This window comes from Rossellomorea vietnamensis (assembly GCF_025398035.1).
Taxonomy (GTDB): Bacteria; Bacillota; Bacilli; order Bacillales; family Bacillaceae_B; genus Rossellomorea; species Rossellomorea vietnamensis_B.
On record NZ_CP104558.1, the window covers coordinates 4095049 to 4116054 of the forward strand.

25 protein-coding genes are annotated in these 21006 nt (G+C 42.9%); 21 read left to right on the forward strand and 4 right to left on the reverse strand.

All coding sequences use genetic code 11. From position 1 onward, the window contains the following. Nucleotides 1-45: 45 nt before the first annotated feature. Entirely contained in the window at nucleotides 46-1029 is a 984-nt protein-coding gene (locus tag N5C46_RS21000) for a phosphotransferase enzyme family protein (RefSeq protein ID WP_261750113.1), read from the reverse strand. Between the two features lie 371 nt (nucleotides 1030-1400). Between N5C46_RS21000 and N5C46_RS21005 the strand changes: the two genes are divergently transcribed. The 5 genes from N5C46_RS21005 to N5C46_RS21025 all read left to right on the forward strand — a co-directional run bounded on the left by N5C46_RS21005 (nucleotide 1401) and on the right by N5C46_RS21025 (nucleotide 6663). After that, nucleotides 1401-1820 (forward strand): SRPBCC domain-containing protein, encoded by a 420-nt coding sequence (locus N5C46_RS21005; protein ID WP_261752396.1) that lies wholly within the window; start codon nucleotides 1401-1403, stop codon nucleotides 1818-1820. A 119-nt stretch (nucleotides 1821-1939) separates the two neighbouring features. Then, entirely contained in the window at nucleotides 1940-2290 is a 351-nt protein-coding gene (locus tag N5C46_RS21010) for a PadR family transcriptional regulator (RefSeq protein ID WP_224519311.1), read from the forward strand. Then, a complete protein-coding gene (locus tag N5C46_RS21015) occupies nucleotides 2277-3110 on the forward strand; it encodes a permease prefix domain 1-containing protein (RefSeq protein WP_261750114.1) in 834 nt (277 codons plus the stop codon). The genes N5C46_RS21010 and N5C46_RS21015 overlap by 14 nt, the downstream gene beginning before the upstream one ends. Before the next feature lie 214 nt (nucleotides 3111-3324). After that, entirely contained in the window at nucleotides 3325-5913 is a 2589-nt protein-coding gene (gene ppsA, locus N5C46_RS21020; RefSeq protein ID WP_261750115.1) for a phosphoenolpyruvate synthase, read from the forward strand. A gap of 225 nt (nucleotides 5914-6138) precedes the next feature. Continuing rightward, entirely contained in the window at nucleotides 6139-6663 is a 525-nt protein-coding gene (locus N5C46_RS21025; protein ID WP_261750116.1) for a hypothetical protein, read from the forward strand. Nucleotides 6664-6692: 29 nt separating this feature from the next. Here the strand turns inward: N5C46_RS21025 and N5C46_RS21030 are convergent, their stop codons facing one another. Next, complete coding sequence (locus tag N5C46_RS21030; protein ID WP_261750117.1) at nucleotides 6693-8393, reverse strand: pyruvate oxidase; 1701 nt, start codon at nucleotides 8391-8393, stop codon at nucleotides 6693-6695. 115 nt (nucleotides 8394-8508) lie between these two features. On the opposite strand from N5C46_RS21030, the gene gpmA reads away from it, so the two are divergent. After that, complete coding sequence (gpmA, locus tag N5C46_RS21035) at nucleotides 8509-9276, forward strand: 2,3-diphosphoglycerate-dependent phosphoglycerate mutase (protein ID WP_261750118.1); 768 nt, start codon at nucleotides 8509-8511, stop codon at nucleotides 9274-9276. Between the two features lie 42 nt (nucleotides 9277-9318). Here gpmA and N5C46_RS21040 read toward each other — a convergent pair whose 3' ends face one another. Next, nucleotides 9319-10110, reverse strand: coding sequence for an alpha/beta fold hydrolase (locus N5C46_RS21040; RefSeq protein ID WP_261750119.1), 792 nt, complete (start codon nucleotides 10108-10110; stop codon nucleotides 9319-9321). 168 nt (nucleotides 10111-10278) lie between these two features. Here N5C46_RS21040 and N5C46_RS21045 point away from each other — a divergent pair, with 168 nt between their 5' ends. Both N5C46_RS21045 and N5C46_RS21050 read left to right on the forward strand, forming a co-directional pair. Then, entirely contained in the window at nucleotides 10279-10827 is a 549-nt protein-coding gene (locus N5C46_RS21045) for a sigma-70 family RNA polymerase sigma factor (protein WP_261750120.1), read from the forward strand. Further along, entirely contained in the window at nucleotides 10817-11815 is a 999-nt protein-coding gene (locus tag N5C46_RS21050) for a DUF4871 domain-containing protein (protein WP_261750121.1), read from the forward strand. The genes N5C46_RS21045 and N5C46_RS21050 overlap by 11 nt, the downstream gene beginning before the upstream one ends. A 332-nt stretch (nucleotides 11816-12147) precedes the next feature. Here the strand turns inward: N5C46_RS21050 and N5C46_RS21055 are convergent, their stop codons facing one another. Further along, entirely contained in the window at nucleotides 12148-13374 is a 1227-nt protein-coding gene (locus tag N5C46_RS21055) for a TolB family protein (RefSeq protein ID WP_261750122.1), read from the reverse strand. 148 nt (nucleotides 13375-13522) lie between these two features. Between N5C46_RS21055 and N5C46_RS21060 the strand changes: the two genes are divergently transcribed. The 13 genes from N5C46_RS21060 (at nucleotide 13523) to N5C46_RS21120 (ending at nucleotide 21003) form a co-directional block, all read left to right on the forward strand. Then, a complete protein-coding gene (locus N5C46_RS21060) occupies nucleotides 13523-13993 on the forward strand; it encodes a DinB family protein (RefSeq protein ID WP_261750123.1) in 471 nt (156 codons plus the stop codon). 128 nt (nucleotides 13994-14121) lie between these two features. Continuing rightward, on the forward strand, nucleotides 14122-14538 hold the full coding sequence (locus N5C46_RS21065) for a MarR family winged helix-turn-helix transcriptional regulator (protein ID WP_261750124.1): 417 nt from the start codon (nucleotides 14122-14124) through the stop codon (nucleotides 14536-14538). After that, a complete protein-coding gene (locus N5C46_RS21070) occupies nucleotides 14529-14897 on the forward strand; it encodes a DUF3147 family protein (protein ID WP_261750125.1) in 369 nt (122 codons plus the stop codon). Before N5C46_RS21065 ends, N5C46_RS21070 begins: the two co-directional genes overlap by 10 nt. Nucleotides 14898-15162: 265 nt before the next feature. Further along, a complete protein-coding gene (locus tag N5C46_RS21075; RefSeq protein WP_261750126.1) occupies nucleotides 15163-15708 on the forward strand; it encodes a GNAT family N-acetyltransferase in 546 nt (181 codons plus the stop codon). A gap of 12 nt (nucleotides 15709-15720) precedes the next feature. Then, nucleotides 15721-16461 (forward strand): HAD family hydrolase, encoded by a 741-nt coding sequence (locus N5C46_RS21080; protein WP_261750127.1) that lies wholly within the window; start codon nucleotides 15721-15723, stop codon nucleotides 16459-16461. A 91-nt stretch (nucleotides 16462-16552) separates the two neighbouring features. Beyond that, the gene (locus tag N5C46_RS21085) at nucleotides 16553-17020 is read left to right on the forward strand and encodes a hypothetical protein (protein WP_261750128.1); all 468 of its coding nucleotides are present in this window, start codon (nucleotides 16553-16555) and stop codon (nucleotides 17018-17020) included. Next, nucleotides 17010-17363: a nuclear transport factor 2 family protein gene (locus N5C46_RS21090; RefSeq protein ID WP_261750129.1), complete on the forward strand. Its 354-nt coding sequence runs from the start codon at nucleotides 17010-17012 to the stop codon at nucleotides 17361-17363. Before N5C46_RS21085 ends, N5C46_RS21090 begins: the two co-directional genes overlap by 11 nt. Nucleotides 17364-17704: 341 nt before the next feature. After that, entirely contained in the window at nucleotides 17705-18475 is a 771-nt protein-coding gene (locus tag N5C46_RS21095; RefSeq protein WP_261750130.1) for a Cof-type HAD-IIB family hydrolase, read from the forward strand. A 30-nt stretch (nucleotides 18476-18505) separates the two neighbouring features. Further along, a complete protein-coding gene (locus tag N5C46_RS21100; RefSeq protein ID WP_261750131.1) occupies nucleotides 18506-19123 on the forward strand; it encodes a histidine phosphatase family protein in 618 nt (205 codons plus the stop codon). 12 nt (nucleotides 19124-19135) lie between these two features. Continuing rightward, nucleotides 19136-19510, forward strand: coding sequence for a membrane lipoprotein lipid attachment site-containing protein (locus tag N5C46_RS21105; RefSeq protein ID WP_261750132.1), 375 nt, complete (start codon nucleotides 19136-19138; stop codon nucleotides 19508-19510). Between the two features lie 15 nt (nucleotides 19511-19525). Further along, entirely contained in the window at nucleotides 19526-19726 is a 201-nt protein-coding gene (locus N5C46_RS21110) for a hypothetical protein (protein ID WP_261750133.1), read from the forward strand. A gap of 57 nt (nucleotides 19727-19783) precedes the next feature. Continuing rightward, nucleotides 19784-20245 (forward strand): NUDIX hydrolase, encoded by a 462-nt coding sequence (locus N5C46_RS21115; RefSeq protein WP_261750134.1) that lies wholly within the window; start codon nucleotides 19784-19786, stop codon nucleotides 20243-20245. Then, entirely contained in the window at nucleotides 20242-21003 is a 762-nt protein-coding gene (locus N5C46_RS21120; protein ID WP_261750135.1) for a hypothetical protein, read from the forward strand. Before N5C46_RS21115 ends, N5C46_RS21120 begins: the two co-directional genes overlap by 4 nt. Nucleotides 21004-21006: the final 3 nt, after the last annotated feature.

A 21006-nucleotide genomic window follows, 5' to 3' on the forward strand; every position in this document is an offset into this window, starting at 1 on the left:
AAGGTGTCTGACCCTCAACACATCGAGCCAGACACCCTTTTTATGTTATAAATCCATTCCGAAATACCTTGATTTATTCTTCAATGCCTCCATTAAACGTCCTCTCAAGCCTACTAACCATTCCGGTTCATGGTTCCACTGATCTTCTGTTGATTTCAAAATACGTACATACCCGTATAAATCGGCAAACCTCTTGAAAGCCGGAAGTAATGCCATCATATCATCCTGGATTTCAAATTCGGTTCGATACCCATCCAGGAAGCATTCTTTTTTCTCCTGGAACAATTCAGGCAGAATGCAGTCTTGCAAACTATCAAGTGTCCGCTCAATGTCCATCACATACCAATGATACATCGCATCGTCAAAATCTATGACATAACAAGATTGAGATTGTGCATCATAAAACACATTGTCGTATTCAAAGTCATAATGAATCAATCCAAAATTGCTCTTTGATCTAGGAATGGACTTAAAATACTCTTGTAATAACTTTGTCTCTTTTAACGCTAATGTTTCATGAGGAAGATCCATCAGAATCGACTCAATGGAAGTGAGGACATCGCAATAGGGCCACCTCTCGGATTGAAGAGGATGATACTCACTGGACAATCGATGAAGTTTCCCTAATGATTTTCCATAAGTGAAGATAATATGATTATTTAAATCGGTCTCGCTAATCGGGATACCTGGTACCTGGTTGAACACGGAAGCATAATAGTCCCCCCATGGTGTTTGAACTTCCATAAGCTCTTTCCTGTCTTTAGAACCCACAGCTTCTAGTGCGCCATACTCCTTTGAACGAAGATAAGAAATAAAATCAAGTTCCGCGAGAAGGTTTTCCAAGTACTTCTCTGATGTTGGGGCAAATCTGAGAAACTGCGTCTTGCCATTCAATTGAAAAGAATAAGTAGCACTCGATGAGATCCTGTAGGTTGTGAACATGTCAGGTGATGGTCCATCACATTCCCAATTCCTTACCAGCATTTCTGCCAGGTCTTCGTTGTTAAAAAGGTATTTCAGCTTCAACATAATCAGTCAACTCCTCATTTTGTTTGGTCACTCATTTGAGAAGAAAAACTGGAGAAGATATTGCTGTAAAAAGCGAAATATAAAAAGCCACAGGGTATATAAATTAACCCTGTGGCTAAAGATTTCGTTCTTCATCATAAGCAGATGTTGCCATACTCATTCTATTTTCACATTGTATCCGTATGAGTGAGAGGGCAATCCGTATCATTCTCCAAGGTTATCTTCATGAAATTAGTCATTGCGTCATCTCACTCCCTTCGTTATTGATAAGAAAATTATACCATTTTCGAGATTGGCAAATCAAGGGATTTCGAATGGGCGAGTATGAGGTATAATGAGTGGTAAATAAAATGAAAGCGAGTGGATGGTTCATGAATAATATCACTCAAATGAAAATTCAAAAGCCGGCACATGATATCTTCGAGGCGTTTGTTGATCCCGAAATGATAGGGAACTTTTGGTTCTCTTCAAGCTCTGAAAGGTGGAAGGAAGGAAAGACGGTTACGTTGAGATATGAAGAGTATGACGCCCAAGGAGATATACATATACTCGAAATCCAAGAAGAAAAGAAGATTGTTTTCGAGTGGGCAGGAAACCACAAAGTAACCATATCTTTTACTGAAGAAACAGGCAGCACTATCGTAGGGGTTAAAGAAGAAGGGTTCGATGAGGAAAGTGAAAATATTATCAACGAATTAGTAGATAATAAAGAAGGCTGGGTGTATATGCTAACATGCTTGAAGGGATACATGGAGTATGGTGTGAACCTTAGAGCATCACTTGTTAAATAAATCTGAATGATAGTCCATTTAACAAAAATCATCCTGTCACTGAAGGATGATTTTTATATAAATGAATACCTTGCATTATTAGGTAATATATTATATAAATATGTAAGGGGGTGTAAAATTTGGAAATTAATAAAGAGGTCTTAAAAGGTCATATCGATACATTGATTCTCTCGCTTCTGAATAGCCGGGATATGTATGGCTATGAGCTGGCAAAAACGGTCCGTGAAAAAAGTGGAGACCAATTCGAATTAAAAGAAGGTACGCTTTATTTATCATTGAAAAGGTTAGAAAAAAACCAATGGATCTCTTCTTATTGGGGTGATGAGCAGGGGCCGGGCGGAAGAAGGAAGTATTATACGCTTACCCCCATAGGCCAAGAGGGGTTTGAGGAAAAGCGCAAAGAGTGGCAATTCGTAAAGAAAATCATTGATACCTTTATCGAAGGGGGAGAGAACCTTGAGACAGATTGATGCATATGTAGATTCTGTTTATCAACATATCGGGGGTAATCGAAAAGAAATTCAGGAATTGAAGGCTGAGATGAAAAGTCACTTACTGGAGGCTGTTCATGAACTAAGAGCAGAAGGGATGGGCGAGCAAGAAGCCGTTGATGTGGCCATTGAACGTTTTGGGGGAGAACAGGAAATGCGTTCGATTGTAGGACAGCTCTTCAAGGCTCAAAAATCGTTCGCTAAATGGGTCCTTTACCTTGCACTGGCTGTCCTTCTTTTTACCGTTTCTGCATTCGGATATTTATGGTCACTTGAAGAAGAAAATGCAAATGAAAATTCTGAAGTAGCTACACAAGTTTCAACTATCCTAAAGGATAAAACCAGCGTTTCTGATGACATGAAAAATAAAATAAATAGCTTAATAGACGGGACAGATCAAATCGCAAATGTTGAAATTTACGATGTAAGCAGTGTTAAGAATACTAATATGGTATTTGATTATGTCAGGGATGCGAAGCCGGAATACCGTTACGAACAAAAAGTGTGGAGTCCAAAATGGCTACAGGCTGATTTCTTCCCATATGGAAACGGGGATGGAAAACAGTGGTATGTGGAAATGGAAACAAGACATATGAGCGATTTGATGTCGATCATTTTGTTCTCGGGAATGGCGATTTATATCACATTGTTTACGATTTGGGCAACGATTAACGCGTATCATCAAAGACGATTAAATATTGGGTGGATAGTGGTGTTTGCTTTGTTTAATATCTTGGGGTATTTGGTTTATTACGTGGTGGGGAGAAAGAAGCTTAAAACGAGAGTTAAAGAAGCATAACACGTTTAGCTGAATGACCAATATGAAGTTGTATTTAAAGAAGCTCAGAGCTATGATCTCTGAGCTTTTATCATCTTTATTCGTAGGTTTTCTACAACCCAAACGTCTCTTCCTACTTCTATTATACCACGCTAAAAAAATTCATTATAGACTGTTTCTTCCACTGCAGTACTGCTAAAATCAAAGAACATTGATGGATAAGGGGAGTGGCAGGATGAATTCATTGGTTCTCAGCTTTCAGGAAATGAAACAATCGGAGCTTTCACTTGTAGGTGGAAAAGGATTGAATCTAGGATTGTTATCAAAGATTCAAGGGATACAGGTGCCGGACGGTTTCAGTGTGACGACGGTTGGATTTCGGAGAGCGGTAGAACAGAACGAGACGTATCACACATTGCTGGCGAGGTTATCCAAGCTCAAACCGGAAGATCGGAATCAAATAGGGGAAGTCAGCAAGGAGATTCGGAAATTCCTCCTGAATATAACGATTCCTTCAGATGTAGTGGAAACCGTTACGCACTATCACTCCCGGTTTGGAGAGGAACATGCCTATGCTGTCCGTTCAAGTGCCACGGCGGAAGATTTGCCTCATGCCTCCTTTGCCGGGCAACAGGATTCATACCTTCATGTGATCGGCAAGGATTCCATCCTGGAGCATATCCGCAAGTGTTGGGCATCCCTTTTCACGGATCGGGCCATCATTTACCGTATGCAAAATGGGTTTGATCACAGCGAGGTTCACATTTCCGTTATCGTTCAGAAGATGGTATCCCCGCAGGTTTCAGGTATTCTTTTTACGGCTGACCCCGTGAGTTCCAATCGGAAAGTGGTATCGATCGAAGCAGGCTATGGCCTTGGAGAAGCCTTCGTGTCCGGCTTGGTTACACCGGATTCCTATAAAGTACAGGATGGAATCATCATAGATAAGAAGATTGCAACGAAGAAACTGGCTATCTATGGGGTGAACGGTGGAGGGACGGAGACGAAGCCTATACCTCCTGATCAGCAAAAGGCAGCGGCCCTTACGGATGAACAGGTTGTAGAGCTTTCCCGAATCGGCAGGAAGATTGAAGCGCATTTTGACTGTTCACAAGATATTGAATGGTGTTTGGAAGATGGCACCTTTTACATTGTGCAAAGTAGGCCGATCACCACCTTATATCCGATTCCGGAAGCGGTTGATGGGGAGAATCGAGTGTATTTATCCGTCGGCCATCAGCAAATGATGACTGATGCGATGAAGCCCCTCGGGTTGTCCTTTTTCCTGTTAACGACCCCTGCACCGATGAAAATTGCCGGTGGTAGATTGTTTGTGGATTGCACACCTCGGTTAGCATCACCTGCAAGCAGACAATCGTTCATTGAATTAATGGGCAAATCTGAACCACTAATAAAAGATGCTCTCATAACGATTGTAGAGAGGGAAAATTTCATCAAAACGGTAGAGGATGATGTTATGACTGCTCCAAGGAAAGGTGGAGTCGATCCAATCGACCCCGAACCTGCCATCGTTACGGAACTTATAAAGAAAAGTGAAGACTCAATCGAACAGTTGAAACAAACCATCCATTCGAAAAAGGGATCGGAGTTAATCGATTTCATCTTAGAAGATATGAAGGAATTAAAAAGGATTCTATTTGATCCCGAGAGTTCCCGGGTCATTATGGTCGCGATGGATGCTTTATTCTGGATCAATGATCATATGTACGAGTGGTTGGGAGAAAAAAATGTGGCTGATATACTGTCTCAATCGGTCCCGAATAATATCACGTCTGAAATGGGCTTGGCATTGATGGACGTAGCCGATGTGATACGGCCGCGTCAGGCAGTCATCGATTATTTGCACCAGGTAAAAGAGGACCATTTCCTGGATGAATTGATGAAAGTCGAGGGTGGGGAAGAAGCCCGGGAAGCCATCGAAGACTTTCTCTCCAAATATGGGATGAGATGCAGCGGAGAAATCGATATTTCGAGAATGCGCTGGAGTGAAAAGCCAACAATCATTGTCCCAATGATCCTCAGGAACATCCATCAGTTTGAACCGAAGGAGAGCAAACGTAAATTTGAGCAAGGGCGGCTGGAAGCGTTAGAAAAAGAACGAGAATTACTGGAGCGGTTAAGCTCATTACCAGATGGTGAACAAAAGGTAAAAGAGACGAAAAGAAGGATCGACATCATCCGGCATTTCACCGGTTACCGGGAATATCCGAAATACGGAATGATTCACCGCTATTTCGTTTATAAGCAGGCATTATTAAAAGAAGCGGAACGGCTTGCAGAAATGAATATTCTTAAAGAAAAAGAGGACATTTTCTATCTTACGTTTGAAGAATTACAGGACTTGGTGAAAACCAATAAGTCGAAGGATAATCTCATTCGTAAGCGAAAAGAAGAGTACGACTACAATGAAAAACTAACGCCGCCACGCGTGATTACGTCGGACGGTGAAATCATCACCGGTGAATACAAACGGGAAGATCTTCCCGCAGGTGCCATAGCCGGTCTGGCTGTTTCATCAGGAGTGATAGAGGGACGGGCACGTGTGATTGTCAATATGGAAAACGCGGATTTGGAAGAGGGAGATATCCTGGTTACCCCTTATACCGATCCGAGCTGGACACCGTTATTTGTCTCCATCAAAGGGTTAGTCACTGAAGTTGGCGGACTGATGACCCATGGAGCGGTGATTGCACGGGAATATGGACTGCCGGCTGTCGTCGGCATTGAACGTGCGACCGAGCGGATACAAGATGGACAGACGATCAGGGTGCATGGGACAGAAGGGTATGTTGAACTACTATAAGAGAATCATCGTCTCACTTTAGGCAGAGAAAATCATCCAGGTCGGTTATCGATCTGGATGATTTTTTTGATTTATTTACTTTTATTGGAAGTGAAAGAGGTATAATGGGAGTTAACTAAACTGGTTAAGTTAGAGGGTGAATTAGATATGCAGGGTTGGCGTAGGAAGTGGGTGTTGGTTATGCTATGTGTCCTTCCAATGATAGCTGGGTGTCGGGTGATTTTGGTGGATGAAAGCAAAGAGAAGAGTGAAGTGGAACAGGTCGTACAAAGGCCAAGTGAAGCATTGAAGTTGGATGCAAAGGTGCAGCTATTCAAGAAATCCCTCCTTATACGCGGTGAGACCACTTTACCGAAAGGAGCAGTCATGGATGTTCAATTAAAACCCTATCCCAATGACGCGACGTCCCTTCAAATCATCCGAAACGCTATCGAACCACTGGACACTGTCGCCTCTTCTGGCATTGTCAAAGTGAAGAAGGATGGGACAATTGAATCGATCACAATTCCAAGGCCGGATGAAAACAAACGTTATAGACTGGAAATCGTTCTCGATCCGAGAAAGCAAAATGAAGATGTACAAGAGGACCTTGGTCCCCTTGGTAAAAACCTCTCCAACAGTGACGGGAATGTTTCCATAACAGAAAAATCACAAGACATCACCTTCCTGAAAAAATACGCCAACATCATGAAAAGAGAAGAACCCGATGGCTTCATGGCAAAAATCAACCTCGTCGCCTTGGACGAATAATAAGAGGGACGGACCAAGGTCCGTCCCTCTTATAGTGGTGGAAGGTCAAATTTCCCTTCTTCAAACAGTTGTTTGAGCATGTGTTTGGTGTAGCCGGCAGCTTGGGAGAACTGGATTTTCGCCGGCATTGGTGCTTCGTCGGCATCTACGACGACGTCGATGATACATGGTTTCTTTTGTTGGATCGCCTTTTGGAGTGAAGGAAGGATGTCCTCCGGGCGTTCGACGCGGTATCCGACTCCACCGCAGGCTTCAGCGTATTTAGCGAAGTCAGGGTTCTGGAGGTTGGTGCCGAATTCGATATTCCCCATTACTTCCTGCTCGAACTTGATCATGGCGATTTTATGATTGTTTAGTATGACTACGATGATGGGTAAGTCATACTTGACTGCTGTGACGAAGTCCGCCATCGTCATGGCGAAACCGCCGTCGCCGCATATCGCGAACACCTGTCGATCCGGATAGGCGATTTGACTGGCAATGGCACCCGGAAGACCACAGCCGAGGGTCGCGAGCCAGCTCGAAATGATGAAGGACTGATTAGTGATCGGGAAGTGCCGGGCCATCCACACCGTTACGTTTCCGACATCAACGGACAGGATGGCGTCGTCTGATGCAACTTCCTTAAGGGCATGAATCAGTCGCTGCGGTTTGAGCGGGACCGATCCATCCTCCTCTTGTGATTCTAAGTTATCCCACCATTTGCTCGTGCGTTCCTGATTTTTCTCCAGGAATGTTCGATTTTCTTTCCTTGCGATATGTTCGGTCAGCCACTTTAGGGAAGTACCGGCATCCCCGGCGAGACCGACATCAACCGGGTAGCGCTTTCCGATTTGGGACGGGTCAATGTCAATATGAATCGTTTTGGCACTGTCAGGCAGGAATCCGGTGAATGGGAATGAGGTCCCGATCATCATGAGCATATCGGCTTCCTGCATCGCTTCATACGAAGGCTTTGTCCCGATCAGGCCGAGACCTCCCAAGCAATATGGATGCTTATCAGGGACAACCCCTTTGCCGGGCAGGGTCAACACGATAGGGGCCCCGACTTTTTCAGCAAAAGATAGTAGTGTTTCCCGGTGCCCGTGGACGCCTTTTCCCGCAAGGATGATCGGTCGTTCGGCACCCTCGATTAGTTCTTTGGCTCTTTGCAAATCCTCAGGAAGAGGCGCAATGTTCTGCTTTACTGAAAAATGAGACGTCACACGTGCTTCTTTACCCACTTCAAAACGGGGGATGTCATCCGGGATGGTTAGGACGGATACCCCTTTTTTCGCATAGGCCGTCCGGATCGCCTGATTGACGACGGCGGGAAGCTGATCTGCGGACATGATGCGCTGATTATACACGGCCACATCGTCGAACATCCGCTCAAGATTCACTTCTTGAAAAGAGTCCGTCCCTAAAAGGTCAGTTTCTACTTGACCTGTGATGGCCAACACCGGAGCTTTATCGAGCTTGGCATCATACAATCCATTGAGGAGGTGGATAGCTCCCGGACCTGCAATCGCTGTGCACACACCAAGTTTTCCCGTTAATTTCGCATATGCGGCAGCGGCCAGTGCCCCTGCTTCCTCATGCCTAACTTGAATGAATTTGATTTTGTCCTGTTTTTTTCGAAGTGGTTCTATAATGGAATTGATGGAGTCCCCGGGCATCCCGTAAATATGGTCGACTCCCCATTCAATCAAAAGATCAATCAACTTTTCACCAGCGTTTTGTTTGAACATTACATCGTCTCCTCCCGAAATTGGTTATTCCTATTTTGGTACAATACTTCCTAAATTACTCAATATTTCTATTCCGGGATGCACATACTTTAAAAAAAGATCTGGAGTGATGAACATGAAGAAGCTTGTGTTCCTTCGACACGGCGAGAGCCTTTATAATCTTGAAAACAGGTTTACCGGTTGGACGGATGTGGATTTGACCGATGACGGCTATACAGAAGCAAGAAAAGCAGGGGCGGTCCTGAAGAAACACGGGTTCATTTTCGATGTTGCCCATACTTCGGTCTTGAAAAGGGCGATCCGGACCTTATGGATCGCTCTGCACGAAATGGACCTGGTCTGGATTCCAGTATATAAATCATGGAGATTAAACGAGCGGCATTATGGGGGTCTGCAGGGACTGGATAAAGATGAAGTGACGGAACAATTCGGCGAAGAGCAGGTTCATGAATGGAGGCGGTCTGCCGATGTCCGGCCACCAGCGATTTCAGAAGAGGGGCATCGTGGCAACCTCTCCGATCCGAAATACGCCACGGTTGGCAAGGAGAATATGCCATTATCGGAAAGTCTCCTTGATACGGAAAAGAGGGCACTCGTCTATTGGCATGAGGTGATTGTCCCGAGCATCCGGGACAATAAACGTGTCATCATATCCGCTCACGGAAACACGCTCAGGGCATTAGTGAAATTCCTTGATCATATCCCTGATGACGGGGTTGTCAGTCTCAATATACCTAATGGCATCCCCCTCGTGTATGAATTGGATGATGACTTGAATCCCATCAGGCATTATTATTTGGACGATGAGGGAGAGGTGCCGCATGATCGAATTCCACGGCATATGGATATGGAGGATAGGGAGAATTGGGATTGGATGGGGTGAGGAAAAAGGAAAAGGACCACGTTGCATGGTCCTTTTTTGCTGTTACCTATCCTTTTCCAACCTGTCCAGCCAGTTCTGTACCAGAGAATCGAATAGATCCTCCTGCTCAATCTGCACATTATGACCACCCATATCAAGCACGGCGAAGGTTGCCCTTGGATAATTCTCGATTAATCGCCACGCATCCTGATATCCGACTACATGATCTTGCCGTCCGGTGAGGATCAGCGTTGGACAGTCAAGTGTATGTGAAAGCTCGAAGGTGAAGCCATAGCCATTTTCCCGGATCCTATTTACGAATTCCTCATTCGTATGAGTGGAAGGAAGCAGGATGTCATCACGGAACCTTTCCCATTCCCTCTGACCCTGCACGACTCCCATCGCTGAAAAAGCCTCTGCTTCCAGTGAGGAAAGATTCGATAGTAAGTCAGGGTCCTTTTTCAATACGATTTGCTGCGGCAGTTCTCTTTTATCCGTATCGGGTATTACCATGGGTGCCAGAAGCATTAAGCCTCGAACTCTATCTTGTCGAGCCTCTACTATTCCCCTCGCCATATAGCCCCCATACGAATATCCGCACACGATGAAGGGTTGATCGGGAATCAACTCATCCAGTAGTGCCAGCACAGCTCCCAACATATCGTCGGAGTTCTTGATGGAAGGTTTTGCTTCCGATTTCCCCATTCCAGGCAGATCTATGTAAATCCGTTTCCATCCGGTGCGGTTCTCGAAGTTCGGTTCCATTGCATGCATCATGGCCTGATGATCCAGCGTCCACCCATGCACCATTACAATGGGAAATCCTTCTCCGATGATTTTATGGTAAATAGCCACGTATATTCCCCTCCTTTTAATCTATTAAAAGTATATGTTATTTTCTGGATTAATCAAAGGATACTTCTCCATGTGTGTTGAATGCAGTTAAAGGAAGTTTATTTAAAAAATGAAACCAAACAAAGAGTAATTCGTCTTAGCAATATAAGGGAATGAGGTGACGAACGTGTGAGAAAGGTGAAGAACGACGATCATTCAGACAGCCGAGATGCCTGGCTGGAAAGAATCATGGATGAGTACGGCGAACGGCTGACGAAATTGGCTTATAACTATGTGAAGGACTGGGGGGTGGCTGAAGATATCGTTCAGGATGTCTTCATCACATGTTTCAGGCATTATGAAAAAATAGATGAGATTATTTCATTCAAAGCTTGGATCTATCGACTGGTGATCAATCGATCAAAGGATGTTTTGAAGAGTTCTGCGTTTAAGAGAGTTGTGATGAATTCAAGCCTTTACTCCATTTTCACATCAAAGGAACCGTTGCCTGACATGAGCTTGGTGAAGCGAAGCGAGGAAGAGATTCTTTCAAAGAGCGTTCTCGATTTGCCCCTAAAATATCGGGAAGTCATCATTCTTTATTATTATGAAGAATGTTCCATTGAGGACATCAAAGGATTGTTAGGTCTGAACGGCAACACGATCAAAACCAGGTTGAACAGAGGCAGGATGAAGCTGAAAAGTAGCTTGGAAAGGTGGGAGCATGATGGAAGATAAGCTTAAAGAGTTGAAGAAAGCGATGGATTCTACGACTCTCAAAGGCAGGCACTTCACGGAAATTCAAGAAAGCAAGATTCGGCGTGCCGTTCATCATCCAGTGGAAACAAAAAGCCCTAATCCATTCATGATTTTCATCATGACGACTGTAGCCCTTTGTTTAATAGGCTTCTTTGTTTCAACAGAGTTGATGGTTAATAAGAACGGCTCGATTAACGGCAGTCCCAACACATGGGAAGTTCATCACGATTACAAGGAGAATCATAACGTTCTATTTAGCATCTTACCTGATCCCGATCTGCATGCGGGTAAGGCATATGGATATATTTTCAGTTTCAAAGAACCTTTTGACACATTCAAAGGGAAAGAACTATCTATATCGGCAACTCATAAAAAAACAGGGGAACGAATAGAAGTGATGGAGCCGCAAAACATAACGGAACCTTCAAAAGGGTACTCAAGCATGCAGCGCTTCACGGCCAGTTTTCAGGTTCCATACGGGGGATTGTGGAGGTATGAAGTCTATCTTGATGGCAAGGTTTACGGTAATGTCGTCGTTAATGTGGAGGAAGAGAGTCCTGTCACGTTGCCAGAAGATATACCTGAATACGTACAAGAAAGTGATATTCATCATATCGACTGGGATCGAAAGGCGACGACCTTTGGAACGAATATGACCGGGAATGGAGGTAAGTCGGGTATCATCGGCGCTGACATGCCAAGTTTGAACGGGCAAAAGTGGATGTGGCATCTATGGGATACGGACGCCTCTGATTTAACGGTGGTTGCTTATCAAAGAGATTCAGGAACCGTGCAGCCTATATTGGATAACGGTGAAAGCTGGACGATCCCTCTTGGCGGGGAGAACAATGGTGCGGATGTTCATGCACCATCGTCTGTTACCATTCCGGAACGTGGGGAATGGGCGTTTGTGCTTTATGCGGATGGGGAGTTGTTTGATGTGGTGGTGATGGAGATTGCTAATTGAATGTGATGGAAGATATATACCTACTTTTAGGTATGGTTTGGATGCCAAACTCCCATTTAAGACCGTAAGATGGCTATTTTTAGCTGGGAATGGGGGCCAGGACCCGCATCTAGACCGTTTGCTGTGATGATTTCTCTGTTAGGAACCTCCTTCGCTGGAAGTTCATGCGGGATTTGGGATGAATCAAGCGGGATCTGTCTTTTTCATGCGGGTTTAGGATTTATCATGCGAGAATACGCATAATCGTGCCAGGATGTCGAATTTCCTTTATAAGAAGTTTCAGGAAGAAATGCAACGACATCCCGGCCGTAATATCACTAACCGTTGATGAATCAACCAGGGTAAAATACAATCTCCTCTATATCCCTAACCCACTCCATAGCATCAGTCCCATCCGCATTTCCAATCCACAGATCCCTTTTTGTATCAGTGAGGGATTTTCCCCTTAACCAAGCGAGTTTTTCAATGGATGGGATATACTGTGGAGCATAATCACCATACCCTTTTGGAGGACTCGTTATCTTCGTTTGTTTCTTCGAATCGATATTCAAGGTGTAAAGGACGGGCAGCGGATGCTTGCTAAAGTCGTTCGTCCACTCTTGTTCCTTGATCCTCGACACGACCAGTGAGTTGTCAGTCATCCAATCAAAATCAAGGTCAGCGTAATCGGCAGGTGTGTATGTCCCTGACGCAGGCATTTCTTTTAGCTTTAAGTCCTTATTTTTGAAGCCGAACACGATTCTTCCGCCGCCTGCGATATAGGCTAGTGTATCGGTTGAAGATGACCATTTGGGCTGTCCTACCTGTAAAATCATTTCGTCCAACACCTCGAAATTCTTCCCTAGACTATCAATGACACAGACCATATCGCTGTCCATGGACCAGGAAGCGGTAGGAGATACGACAAACGAAATCCACTTGCCGCTCGGGGAATAGGTCAGCTCCTCTGCATTGACGGCAATCAGTTTGTTTTGTTCATTTGTCCCGATTTCTTTAGGTAGTGTGAAAAACGGCTCCACGCCTCCGAACAAAACAATATCCTTAAAATTATCGCCGGCTTTTTTAGTAAACAAAGAGGCACTTGACCATCCATCGGGGTTGAGGGTTCCCGATGAAGAAAGAAGGAATCCACTTCCGTCCGGAATCCAAGTGTAATCACTGACCCCGGTTGCGATGTTGTAGAAACGGTTGAGGTCAGAGATATCTAAGATTCCATTATTTATATAAGCTAGATGGTTTTTATGGGGAGCCCACCCTGGTGAGGTGCCATTATATGAAATTCGCTTCTTTTGTCCGGTGTGGAGGTTGTAGGTCCATAGTTCTGACTGTCCTTCATTTAATGTCTCTACTTGATAGGCGATAAGGGTGCCGTCGGTCGACCATTTGGGCTTAGAGTGAACATTACCGGTATTGGTTAGCTGTTTTTCCTTTTCATCTACCAAGGTCCACACATTCCCCTCCCTGATAAAAGCAGCTTTCACTTGAGCGAATGGAGCTGCAGATGTGGCTAATGGAAAAAGTAGAAAGAGGACGATGGTCAGGATGAATGCTTTTTTCATTTGGTGGGTCTCCTTTTTTGTAGATGGTCTTACTATTTTCCTTGAGGGAAAACTTTATGTGATAAAGAAGGTATTTTAAAAGAAGGAGTTCATCCTTTTATGATGAAATACTATCAATGGCACGACATTATAAAGGAGGCAGACGAAAATGAATCGAACAGACCTACTCTTAAGAATGCTCGACACAACATACGACCAGGAAAGCTGGTATGCACCGTTAAAACCAGCAATTGAAGGGCTCACGGCAAAACAGGCTTGTTGGAGACCGGATGGAGAAGCAGCGAAAACCATATGGGAGAATGTAAATCACCTTACTTATTACAAAGAAAGACTGACGGCACAATTGGAAGGCCGTGAATGGACTCAAGCTCTCGATGGCAATGATACTTTCTATCTAACGGAACAAATAAATGATGACAAGGAATGGGGAGCAGTCGTTGAGCGTGTTGAATCGGCCCATGGTCGCTTAAGGGAAGCGCTTAGTAAAACAACGGATGAAATGCTTGAAGAAAATTCTCTTGAAGAGAAATTGTTGGACATCATGATGCATGATGCTTACCATACGGGTCAGATCATGCAATTGAGGAAGATGCAGGGGGCGTGGCCGTCGCAGAGGTGAATAGTGAGGCGTGAAAAGCTGGGATCAAAAAGGGTCTTCAGCTTTTTTCTATATAAAAAATAAAACCCTTTCTTTTATATCGTATATTACGATATAATTTTTACTAACGATACAAAGGGGTGTTCTTATTGAAAGATAAAGTTATGTTGTTAAACCAGTATTGGACGGATATTTATTTTCATTTGCATTATCTCCATAGAGAAAAAATTTCTCATCAGGTGGTTCGTATTCTTCAACTTGTAGACAAGAAGTCAGGAGTTGGGGTAAATGAAATTGCTTCATACTTACAAGTTTCTCATAATACAGCATCAGAGCATGTAAAGAGAACGTTTGAAAAAGGGTATTTAGTGAAGGTGAGAGATCCCCTTGATGAACGAAAAGTAATCCTGAGTTTAACAGAATCAGGGGAAGAGGTTTTGTATAGGAATACAAGCCTGGATGAAGAAAAGCTAGGGAAGGTTCTGGAGCAACTGAACGACGATGAAGAAGAACTGGTTGAACAAGCCCTCAAAATACTAAGTAAGAGGGCAAAAGAATGTACGTGATGGCGAAAATTATTGTATCGGCAGTCGTTATAGGTGTGGTGACTGAAATTTCAAGAAGATTTCCTTCATACGGAGGCAAAATCGCAGCACTGCCTTTAGTAAGTTTACTGAGTATTATCTGGCTGTACGTTCAAGGCGAACAATCCACTGAAATAAGCAAATTTGCATTAGGGGTCCTTTGGGGATTCCCGGCGACTGCTTTCCTTCTGGTACTCGTATATGTAGCGATTCAGCATTCGATTAATCTATTTTTATCAATTGGGATCGGAATATTCGGATGGGGATTGTTTTTATTTATTCAAGAGTTGTTTCTGAAATATTTTAAAGAATCTTTAATAGGTTTGTTCGTTCAGAAGTAGGACATGTATCAAAAAAGTAAATCAGGTTAAATCAGTTAAGATTAGTTGGGGCCAGATCCTCAGGAGTTTTTTGGGGGACTAGACCTCAGCTTTCGAATTTTATTTTTTTTGGATCTCAGTCTAAACAACATTCACTATTAATGAGCTGTTTGTCGGAAATTTGAATTCCAAACTTTTTCTCAAACAGATTAATAGTGTTGTTGTGAATTAGAAATTATTGGATAATGGATATAGGTTTATCATCGAAGTTGGGAGAGAGATACGAATGGTCATTAATACAATAGAATTTCATATTCGTAATCTACCTTATATCATAAGGTCAGCAAGAGAAGAAGATGCTAAGAAACTGTCAGAAGTCCGGCTTCAAATCGATGGAGAGACAGAAAACATGGATAGGGTAAAAGGTGAGGCGTACATAGATGAGCCGGGTTTTAAACATATAATCAGAGAAGATACAGAGAGTCCAAGAAACCTATTCCTCGTATGTGAAGTCGAGGACAGGATTGCAGGCTTCTCCAGATGTGAAGGGAAATCATTAAAGCGGATTGCTCACAAGGTAGAGTTCGGTGTAGGTGTATTACAGGAATTCTGGGGATACGGCATCGGGAAAAATCTATTAAAGATGAGCATACGCTGGGCAGATGACAACGACATTAAGAAGATCACTTTGAATGTCCTCGAAACCAATGAAAAAGCCATCATGCTCTATAAGAATAACGGGTTTGAAGTTGAAGGAGTATTGAAGAGTGATAAATTATTATCGGATGGACGTTACTACGATACTGTGGTGATGGGACGGTTACATCCGTAAGGAGTGGTTCCTATGAATCTGACAGATAAGCCAACGAAAAAGTATAGCCTTCTTCTATTCGACCTGGATGACACGCTTCTTGAAAATTCCTCATGGTTTGACGATGGGCTGGTTCAGACGCTTGCCGAACATTCTTTGACAAAGGAAATGGATGAACAACAATTTTTGAAGAAAATAAAACAACCTCCAAGATCTCTAATCGATAAACTTGTAAGTGGTGAACTAACTACATTTGAATTTAAAAGAGAAAGATGGAAGGGTGCCCTTGATTCCTTTGACGTGAGAGCAGACATTGAGGAAATTGATCAGCTTGAATCACTCTTTATTAACAGGAGTATGAACTTTATAACGGTTGACGAATACATATTAAATTTATTGAATGAACTGACTAAGCATTATGAAGTTGGAATTGTTACGAACGGACTTTATGACCCTCAACAAAAGCTACTCAATATGGGGTTAGGGGATATATTCAGCCAGGATAAAATATTCCATGCAGAACCATTAGGTCTTAGAAAGCCTGATTCAAGAATCTATAAGATTGCTCTAGAAGGATTCAATAAGAAACCCGAAGAGACGATATTCATAGGTGATTCGTGGACGCATGATGTAGTTGGTCCCATGGAAGCAGGAATGGAAGCGATATGGGTGAATTTCAGAGGGGAAGAAAAGCCAACGGATCATACTCCGTATGCAATTGTGTCTTCTATTATGGAAATAAGAGATATTTTGGTGAGTAGCAGTGGGAAATAGCTCAGAGGGCATTCAAATAACTTGTAAAGAAAGCACGGTTAATGAGATCCGGGTTAGAACAGAATTGTACTTTTTAATAAGAAAGTATAATTTGAAGAATTATTTCTTTACAGATGCGGTAATCATTAACGAATCAGCTGATAATCCTCATAGTCACCCGGTATTAACGTTAAATACCAGACATTCAGGAGATATTTTGCTTTCTACATTTATACACGAACAAATCCATTGGTATGCCGTTCAGCATTTTCCCAGAATGAAGGACGCAGTAGAAGAATTGAAAATCATCTATCCAACAGTTCCGGTAGGCTATCCTAATGGTGCAAGGGATGAGTTTTCTACATATCTTCACATCATCATCAATTGGCTCGAGCTTGATGCAATTTCTGTATTGCTGGAGAAGAACGAATACGAAGAAGTAGTGGATTTTTTGAAGAAAGATCATTATAGATGGATCTATAACATGGTTATTTCGGATTATGACGTTATTAAGAAGGTATTAGATAAGTATGAGATTCAATTAGGGAAGTCGAAAGGAGGAATGGAGAGTGATAAATGAAGACATAAAAAAGAAACTACATCAGCTGGAATCAATTCTTTTAAAACCAGAAATTCGCTCATCCAAAACAGAGCTTACCCCGATTCTTGCAAAAGGTTTTTTTGAGATTGGGAGTTCGGGTAAGTTTCTTTATCAAGATGAGGAGATCAGCGAAGAAGGTATTGGGGTAGTGAAGATGACAATGGATCACTTTGAAGTCCATCCATTATCGGATGAAATTGTATTGGCTACATATAGAATTTTCAATGAGGAAACGGAGCAACATTCGTTAAGAAGTTCGATTTGGAAATGGGCAGATGAGAGATGGCAAATGGTGTTTCATCAAGGTACCAGGGTTAGTTAGGATACTAAATTTTTCGTAGGAGTGAAGATATGCAAAGTGTAAAGCCTAGATTGGTTTTAAAGGTGGATGATAGAGCTTACCGGACTCCCTCGATAGAAAAATTCAAACGGAAGACCAGGGTGAGCTTACCGTCAGGAGAATGATCAAGATGGTAGCGGGACATGCCAAAGGGCATCTTGAACAGATTGAAGAAACAAGAGATATTCATCACGTGTGAGGCGAGAAGCTTATCAATTTCTAATGATAAGCTTCTTTTTTATCACTATATATTGAGTTGTTGTCAGTAAACTGGAATAATTGGAATTGTCAGTAATAAAACTGTTAGTTCAGGGAGGAGACAGATGAAGTACAAAATCGTTTTCTTTGACATCGATGGAACGATTACACATCACGAAAATGGAAGCATACCAGATAAGACGAAATACGTCATACATACACTAAAGAACAAAGGGTTCAAATTGGTGGCAGCAACGGGACGACCCTTATCCATGTGCCAGGAGATAAAGGATTTAGGAATCGATACGTTCATCACAGCAAATGGCGGCTATGTCAAACATAACGAAAAAGTGATTCATCAAGTTCCCATGGACCGGAATCTGGTAAAAGAGATTGTGGATTTTGCCCATGGCAAGCATGGCCTTTCTTTCTATACCGAAAGCTTCTGTATGAACGGAGTGGAGGAAGAAGAAATAACCCGGGCATTGAAGGAAACGTTATCGTTGGATGAATATCCTGTGCGGGCCGATCTTATTGGTGAACAGGATGTCTACTTGATGTGTTTATTTGCAACGGATGAAGTGGTGAAATCATATCAACAGAGGTTTCCTCATCTTACCTTCAGAAGATGGCATCCCTACGTTTTGAATGTGTTGCAAGAAGATGTGTCAAAGTCATTAGCCATAAAGAAAGTATTAGATTATTATGATTTGCAACCATCTGAAGCCATCGCTTTCGGTGACGGGGATAATGATGTGGATATGCTGGAACTTGCGGGTCTTGGGATTGCGATGGGAAATGGTAGTGACAGATTGAAAAGGGTTGCAGATTATGTGACCAAAAAATCCAGTGAAGATGGAATCACTTTTGCATTGGAGAGATTCGGTGTGATCTAGTTCATACCTGCTTAAAGGGGGAGGATTGTTTTGCTAACTTTATATATTACAAGGCACGGAGAAACCGAATGGAATACGGAAAAAAGAGTACAGGGCTGGAGAGATTCAAATCTCACGAAGAAAGGGAAGGAACATGCAACGCGTTTAGGAAACAGACTGAAAGAGGTTGAGTTCGAGGCCATCTATTCAAGTTCAAGTAAAAGAACCGAAATGACGGCAGACTTAATAAGGGGTAACCACGAAATTCCGATCATCCTGGATGAAAGACTGAGAGAGATCAATATGGGGATTTGGGAGGGAGAAACGGTTTCACACATTAAAGCGAACCATCCCGACGAGTTTCACTCATTTTGGAATACGCCTCATCTTTATCAACCACTGGGTGGAGAACGCTTTGATGAAGTAAGGGACAGAGTATTGAAATGTATGAGCTCGATTCGTCAGATCTACGATTCAGGAAATATCTTAGTCGTTACCCACTCTGTTGTCATCAAAACATTGCTAGCTTATTTCAAAAACCTTCCCTTAGAGAGATTATGGGAACCTCCATTCATCCATGATACCAGTCTTACCGTTGTTGAGTTATGGGAAGAGGGAAGCAGGATTGTAATGGAAGGGGATTTATCTCATCGGGAGAAATCAAGTTAAGGGGATGAGCACATGCTGAAGAAAATACTTTTCATAATTGGAACTATGCTTCTATTAGCAGGCTGCAACACGAAAGATTTCTCCTTCTCGGGTGAATCCGATCACTGGCATGCCGAACTAAACGTCAATCAGTCCAGTGATTTTGAAAAGAAGGATTTTGTCCTGAAGTATAAAGGGGAGGACATTAATTCTGTAGGTAACGTTGCCTATGACGTAGAAGAAGTTGGTGGATTTGGCAGAAAGGGTGTGACCCTTGAAGAGAATGGAGTCATCCGGCACAACAGTGAATCGGATCCGACGAATGCCAAAATGAGTGAAGATACTGAAGTTAAGGTAACGGTGAAGTGGGATGATCAAGAGGAAACATTTACTCTAGAAAAAAATTGAAAAAGGGTGAATCCTATGTCAGAGAAAACGTTTCAAGTGGGGTTGTGGTTGACAGCCGTACTGGGCTCGCTTGCACTGTTTGTTGCGACAAAATTCATCTGGAAAGAAGCGAATGATGTACTTTTACTGGTTTATTTAGGCGTTGGGCTTCTGATGAATTTTATTGTTTCGAAAATCAGAAGTATGAGGACTTGGGAAGCAAGACCTATAGGGTGAATGATCTTAAATCAGGTTGAATTAACGTTATGGTACATGGCACAAGGAGGCAAAATAATGAACTACGTCAAAGATCTGCGTAAACTTGTTGGCACTAGACCCCTCATTCTCCCCGGGGCTGTCGTCATCATCTTAAACACCCAACAGGAAGTCCTTCTGCAGCACCGGACAGACGGTGGCTGGGGGCTTCCGGGAGGATTGATGGAACTGGGCGAAAGTTTAGAAGAGACGGCAAGGAGAGAAGTGAAGGAAGAAACCGGCCTTGAGATTGGGGAGCTGTCCCTTGTAAATATCTTCTCCGGTCAGGACTATTACTTCAAAGTATCGAATGGGGATGAACTATATTCTGTCACGGCTGTTTATGTCACAAAGGACATGAGAGGGAAAATGGACATCGATGAAACCGAATCGGTGTCAGTTCGATTTTTCAAACTGAATGAACTGCCGGTTGGATTAACGGATGAATATGAAAGCTATATTATGCCATACATAGATCAATTAAAGAAGGTGCAAGAATGAACGCTTCAGAAAGCATTTTAAAAACATGGACAAAATTTGATGATTTTCCCATGGAAACGTTAACGAAAGTCTGGTTTTATCAGCAGGGGACTGTGAAGAAACAGCGTGAGGTCTCTCTTATGCGTGAACATCGGGAACAATTCGGCATGTCGGGGAATTGTTTCGATCTCGCTCTCTGGTTACTGGATGAGTTTAAAAGAGATGGCGTCGAGGCTTATCCCGTCGGTCATAACCTGAATTCAGAAGAGGCTCATGCGGCCGTCATTGCTCTGAATGAAAAAGGGGAACGATTTCTTTGTGACCTGGGCGATCAATGGTTGAAGCCGATTTTAATAGATTCGAAGAGTCCCGATTACTCCAACGAAAAATTAGAGGGTTTCTTTCCTGCTGCTAAGGTGCAGGTTCAAGCTCATCCAGAAGGCACTGAAATTCTGTACCATCGGCCCAATGGAAAAGTATCCAGACAAGTTTTCCAGACTGAACGAATCGAGATGGATATCTTCTTGAAGGCTGCTGAACATTCTCAACATATGATAAAGAATCATCCATTATTGGAGTGCAGAATCCCGTACCAATCCGAAACGGCGCATTGGGAGTTTTATAACTGGGAGAGCTTTATGAGTACGACAAAAGGATTGATGAAAGACGCGAAGCTTGAAACGGTGTCTGAATGGGCTGAAAGGATTCATGGGAAAACGAGTTACAACAAAGCCATTCTAACCGAGATATTAGAGCATTATAAAAGCATACAAGTTTGAAAG

Bases quoted from the DNA above. Each gene is read 5' to 3' on its own strand.
- N5C46_RS21115 (WP_261750134.1), top strand. From the start codon at position 19,784: ATGAACTACGTCAAAGATCTGCGTAAACTTGTTGGCACTAGACCCCTC.
- N5C46_RS21075 (WP_261750126.1), top strand. From the start codon at position 15,163: ATGGTCATTAATACAATAGAATTTCATATTCGTAATCTACCTTATATC.
- N5C46_RS21095 (WP_261750130.1), top strand. From the start codon at position 17,705: ATGAAGTACAAAATCGTTTTCTTTGACATCGATGGAACGATTACACAT.
- N5C46_RS21110 (WP_261750133.1), top strand. From the start codon at position 19,526: ATGTCAGAGAAAACGTTTCAAGTGGGGTTGTGGTTGACAGCCGTACTG.
- N5C46_RS21000 (WP_261750113.1), bottom strand. From the start codon at position 1,029: ATGTTGAAGCTGAAATACCTTTTTAACAACGAAGACCTGGCAGAAATG.
- N5C46_RS21060 (WP_261750123.1), top strand. From the start codon at position 13,523: ATGAATCGAACAGACCTACTCTTAAGAATGCTCGACACAACATACGAC.
- ppsA (WP_261750115.1), top strand. From the start codon at position 3,325: ATGAATTCATTGGTTCTCAGCTTTCAGGAAATGAAACAATCGGAGCTT.
- N5C46_RS21120 (WP_261750135.1), top strand. From the start codon at position 20,242: ATGAACGCTTCAGAAAGCATTTTAAAAACATGGACAAAATTTGATGAT.
- N5C46_RS21030 (WP_261750117.1), bottom strand. From the start codon at position 8,393: ATGTTCAAACAAAACGCTGGTGAAAAGTTGATTGATCTTTTGATTGAA.
- gpmA (WP_261750118.1), top strand. From the start codon at position 8,509: ATGAAGAAGCTTGTGTTCCTTCGACACGGCGAGAGCCTTTATAATCTT.
- N5C46_RS21005 (WP_261752396.1), top strand. From the start codon at position 1,401: ATGAATAATATCACTCAAATGAAAATTCAAAAGCCGGCACATGATATC.
- N5C46_RS21070 (WP_261750125.1), top strand. From the start codon at position 14,529: ATGTACGTGATGGCGAAAATTATTGTATCGGCAGTCGTTATAGGTGTG.
- N5C46_RS21105 (WP_261750132.1), top strand. From the start codon at position 19,136: ATGCTGAAGAAAATACTTTTCATAATTGGAACTATGCTTCTATTAGCA.
- N5C46_RS21050 (WP_261750121.1), top strand. From the start codon at position 10,817: ATGGAAGATAAGCTTAAAGAGTTGAAGAAAGCGATGGATTCTACGACT.
- N5C46_RS21055 (WP_261750122.1), bottom strand. From the start codon at position 13,374: ATGAAAAAAGCATTCATCCTGACCATCGTCCTCTTTCTACTTTTTCCA.
- N5C46_RS21080 (WP_261750127.1), top strand. From the start codon at position 15,721: ATGAATCTGACAGATAAGCCAACGAAAAAGTATAGCCTTCTTCTATTC.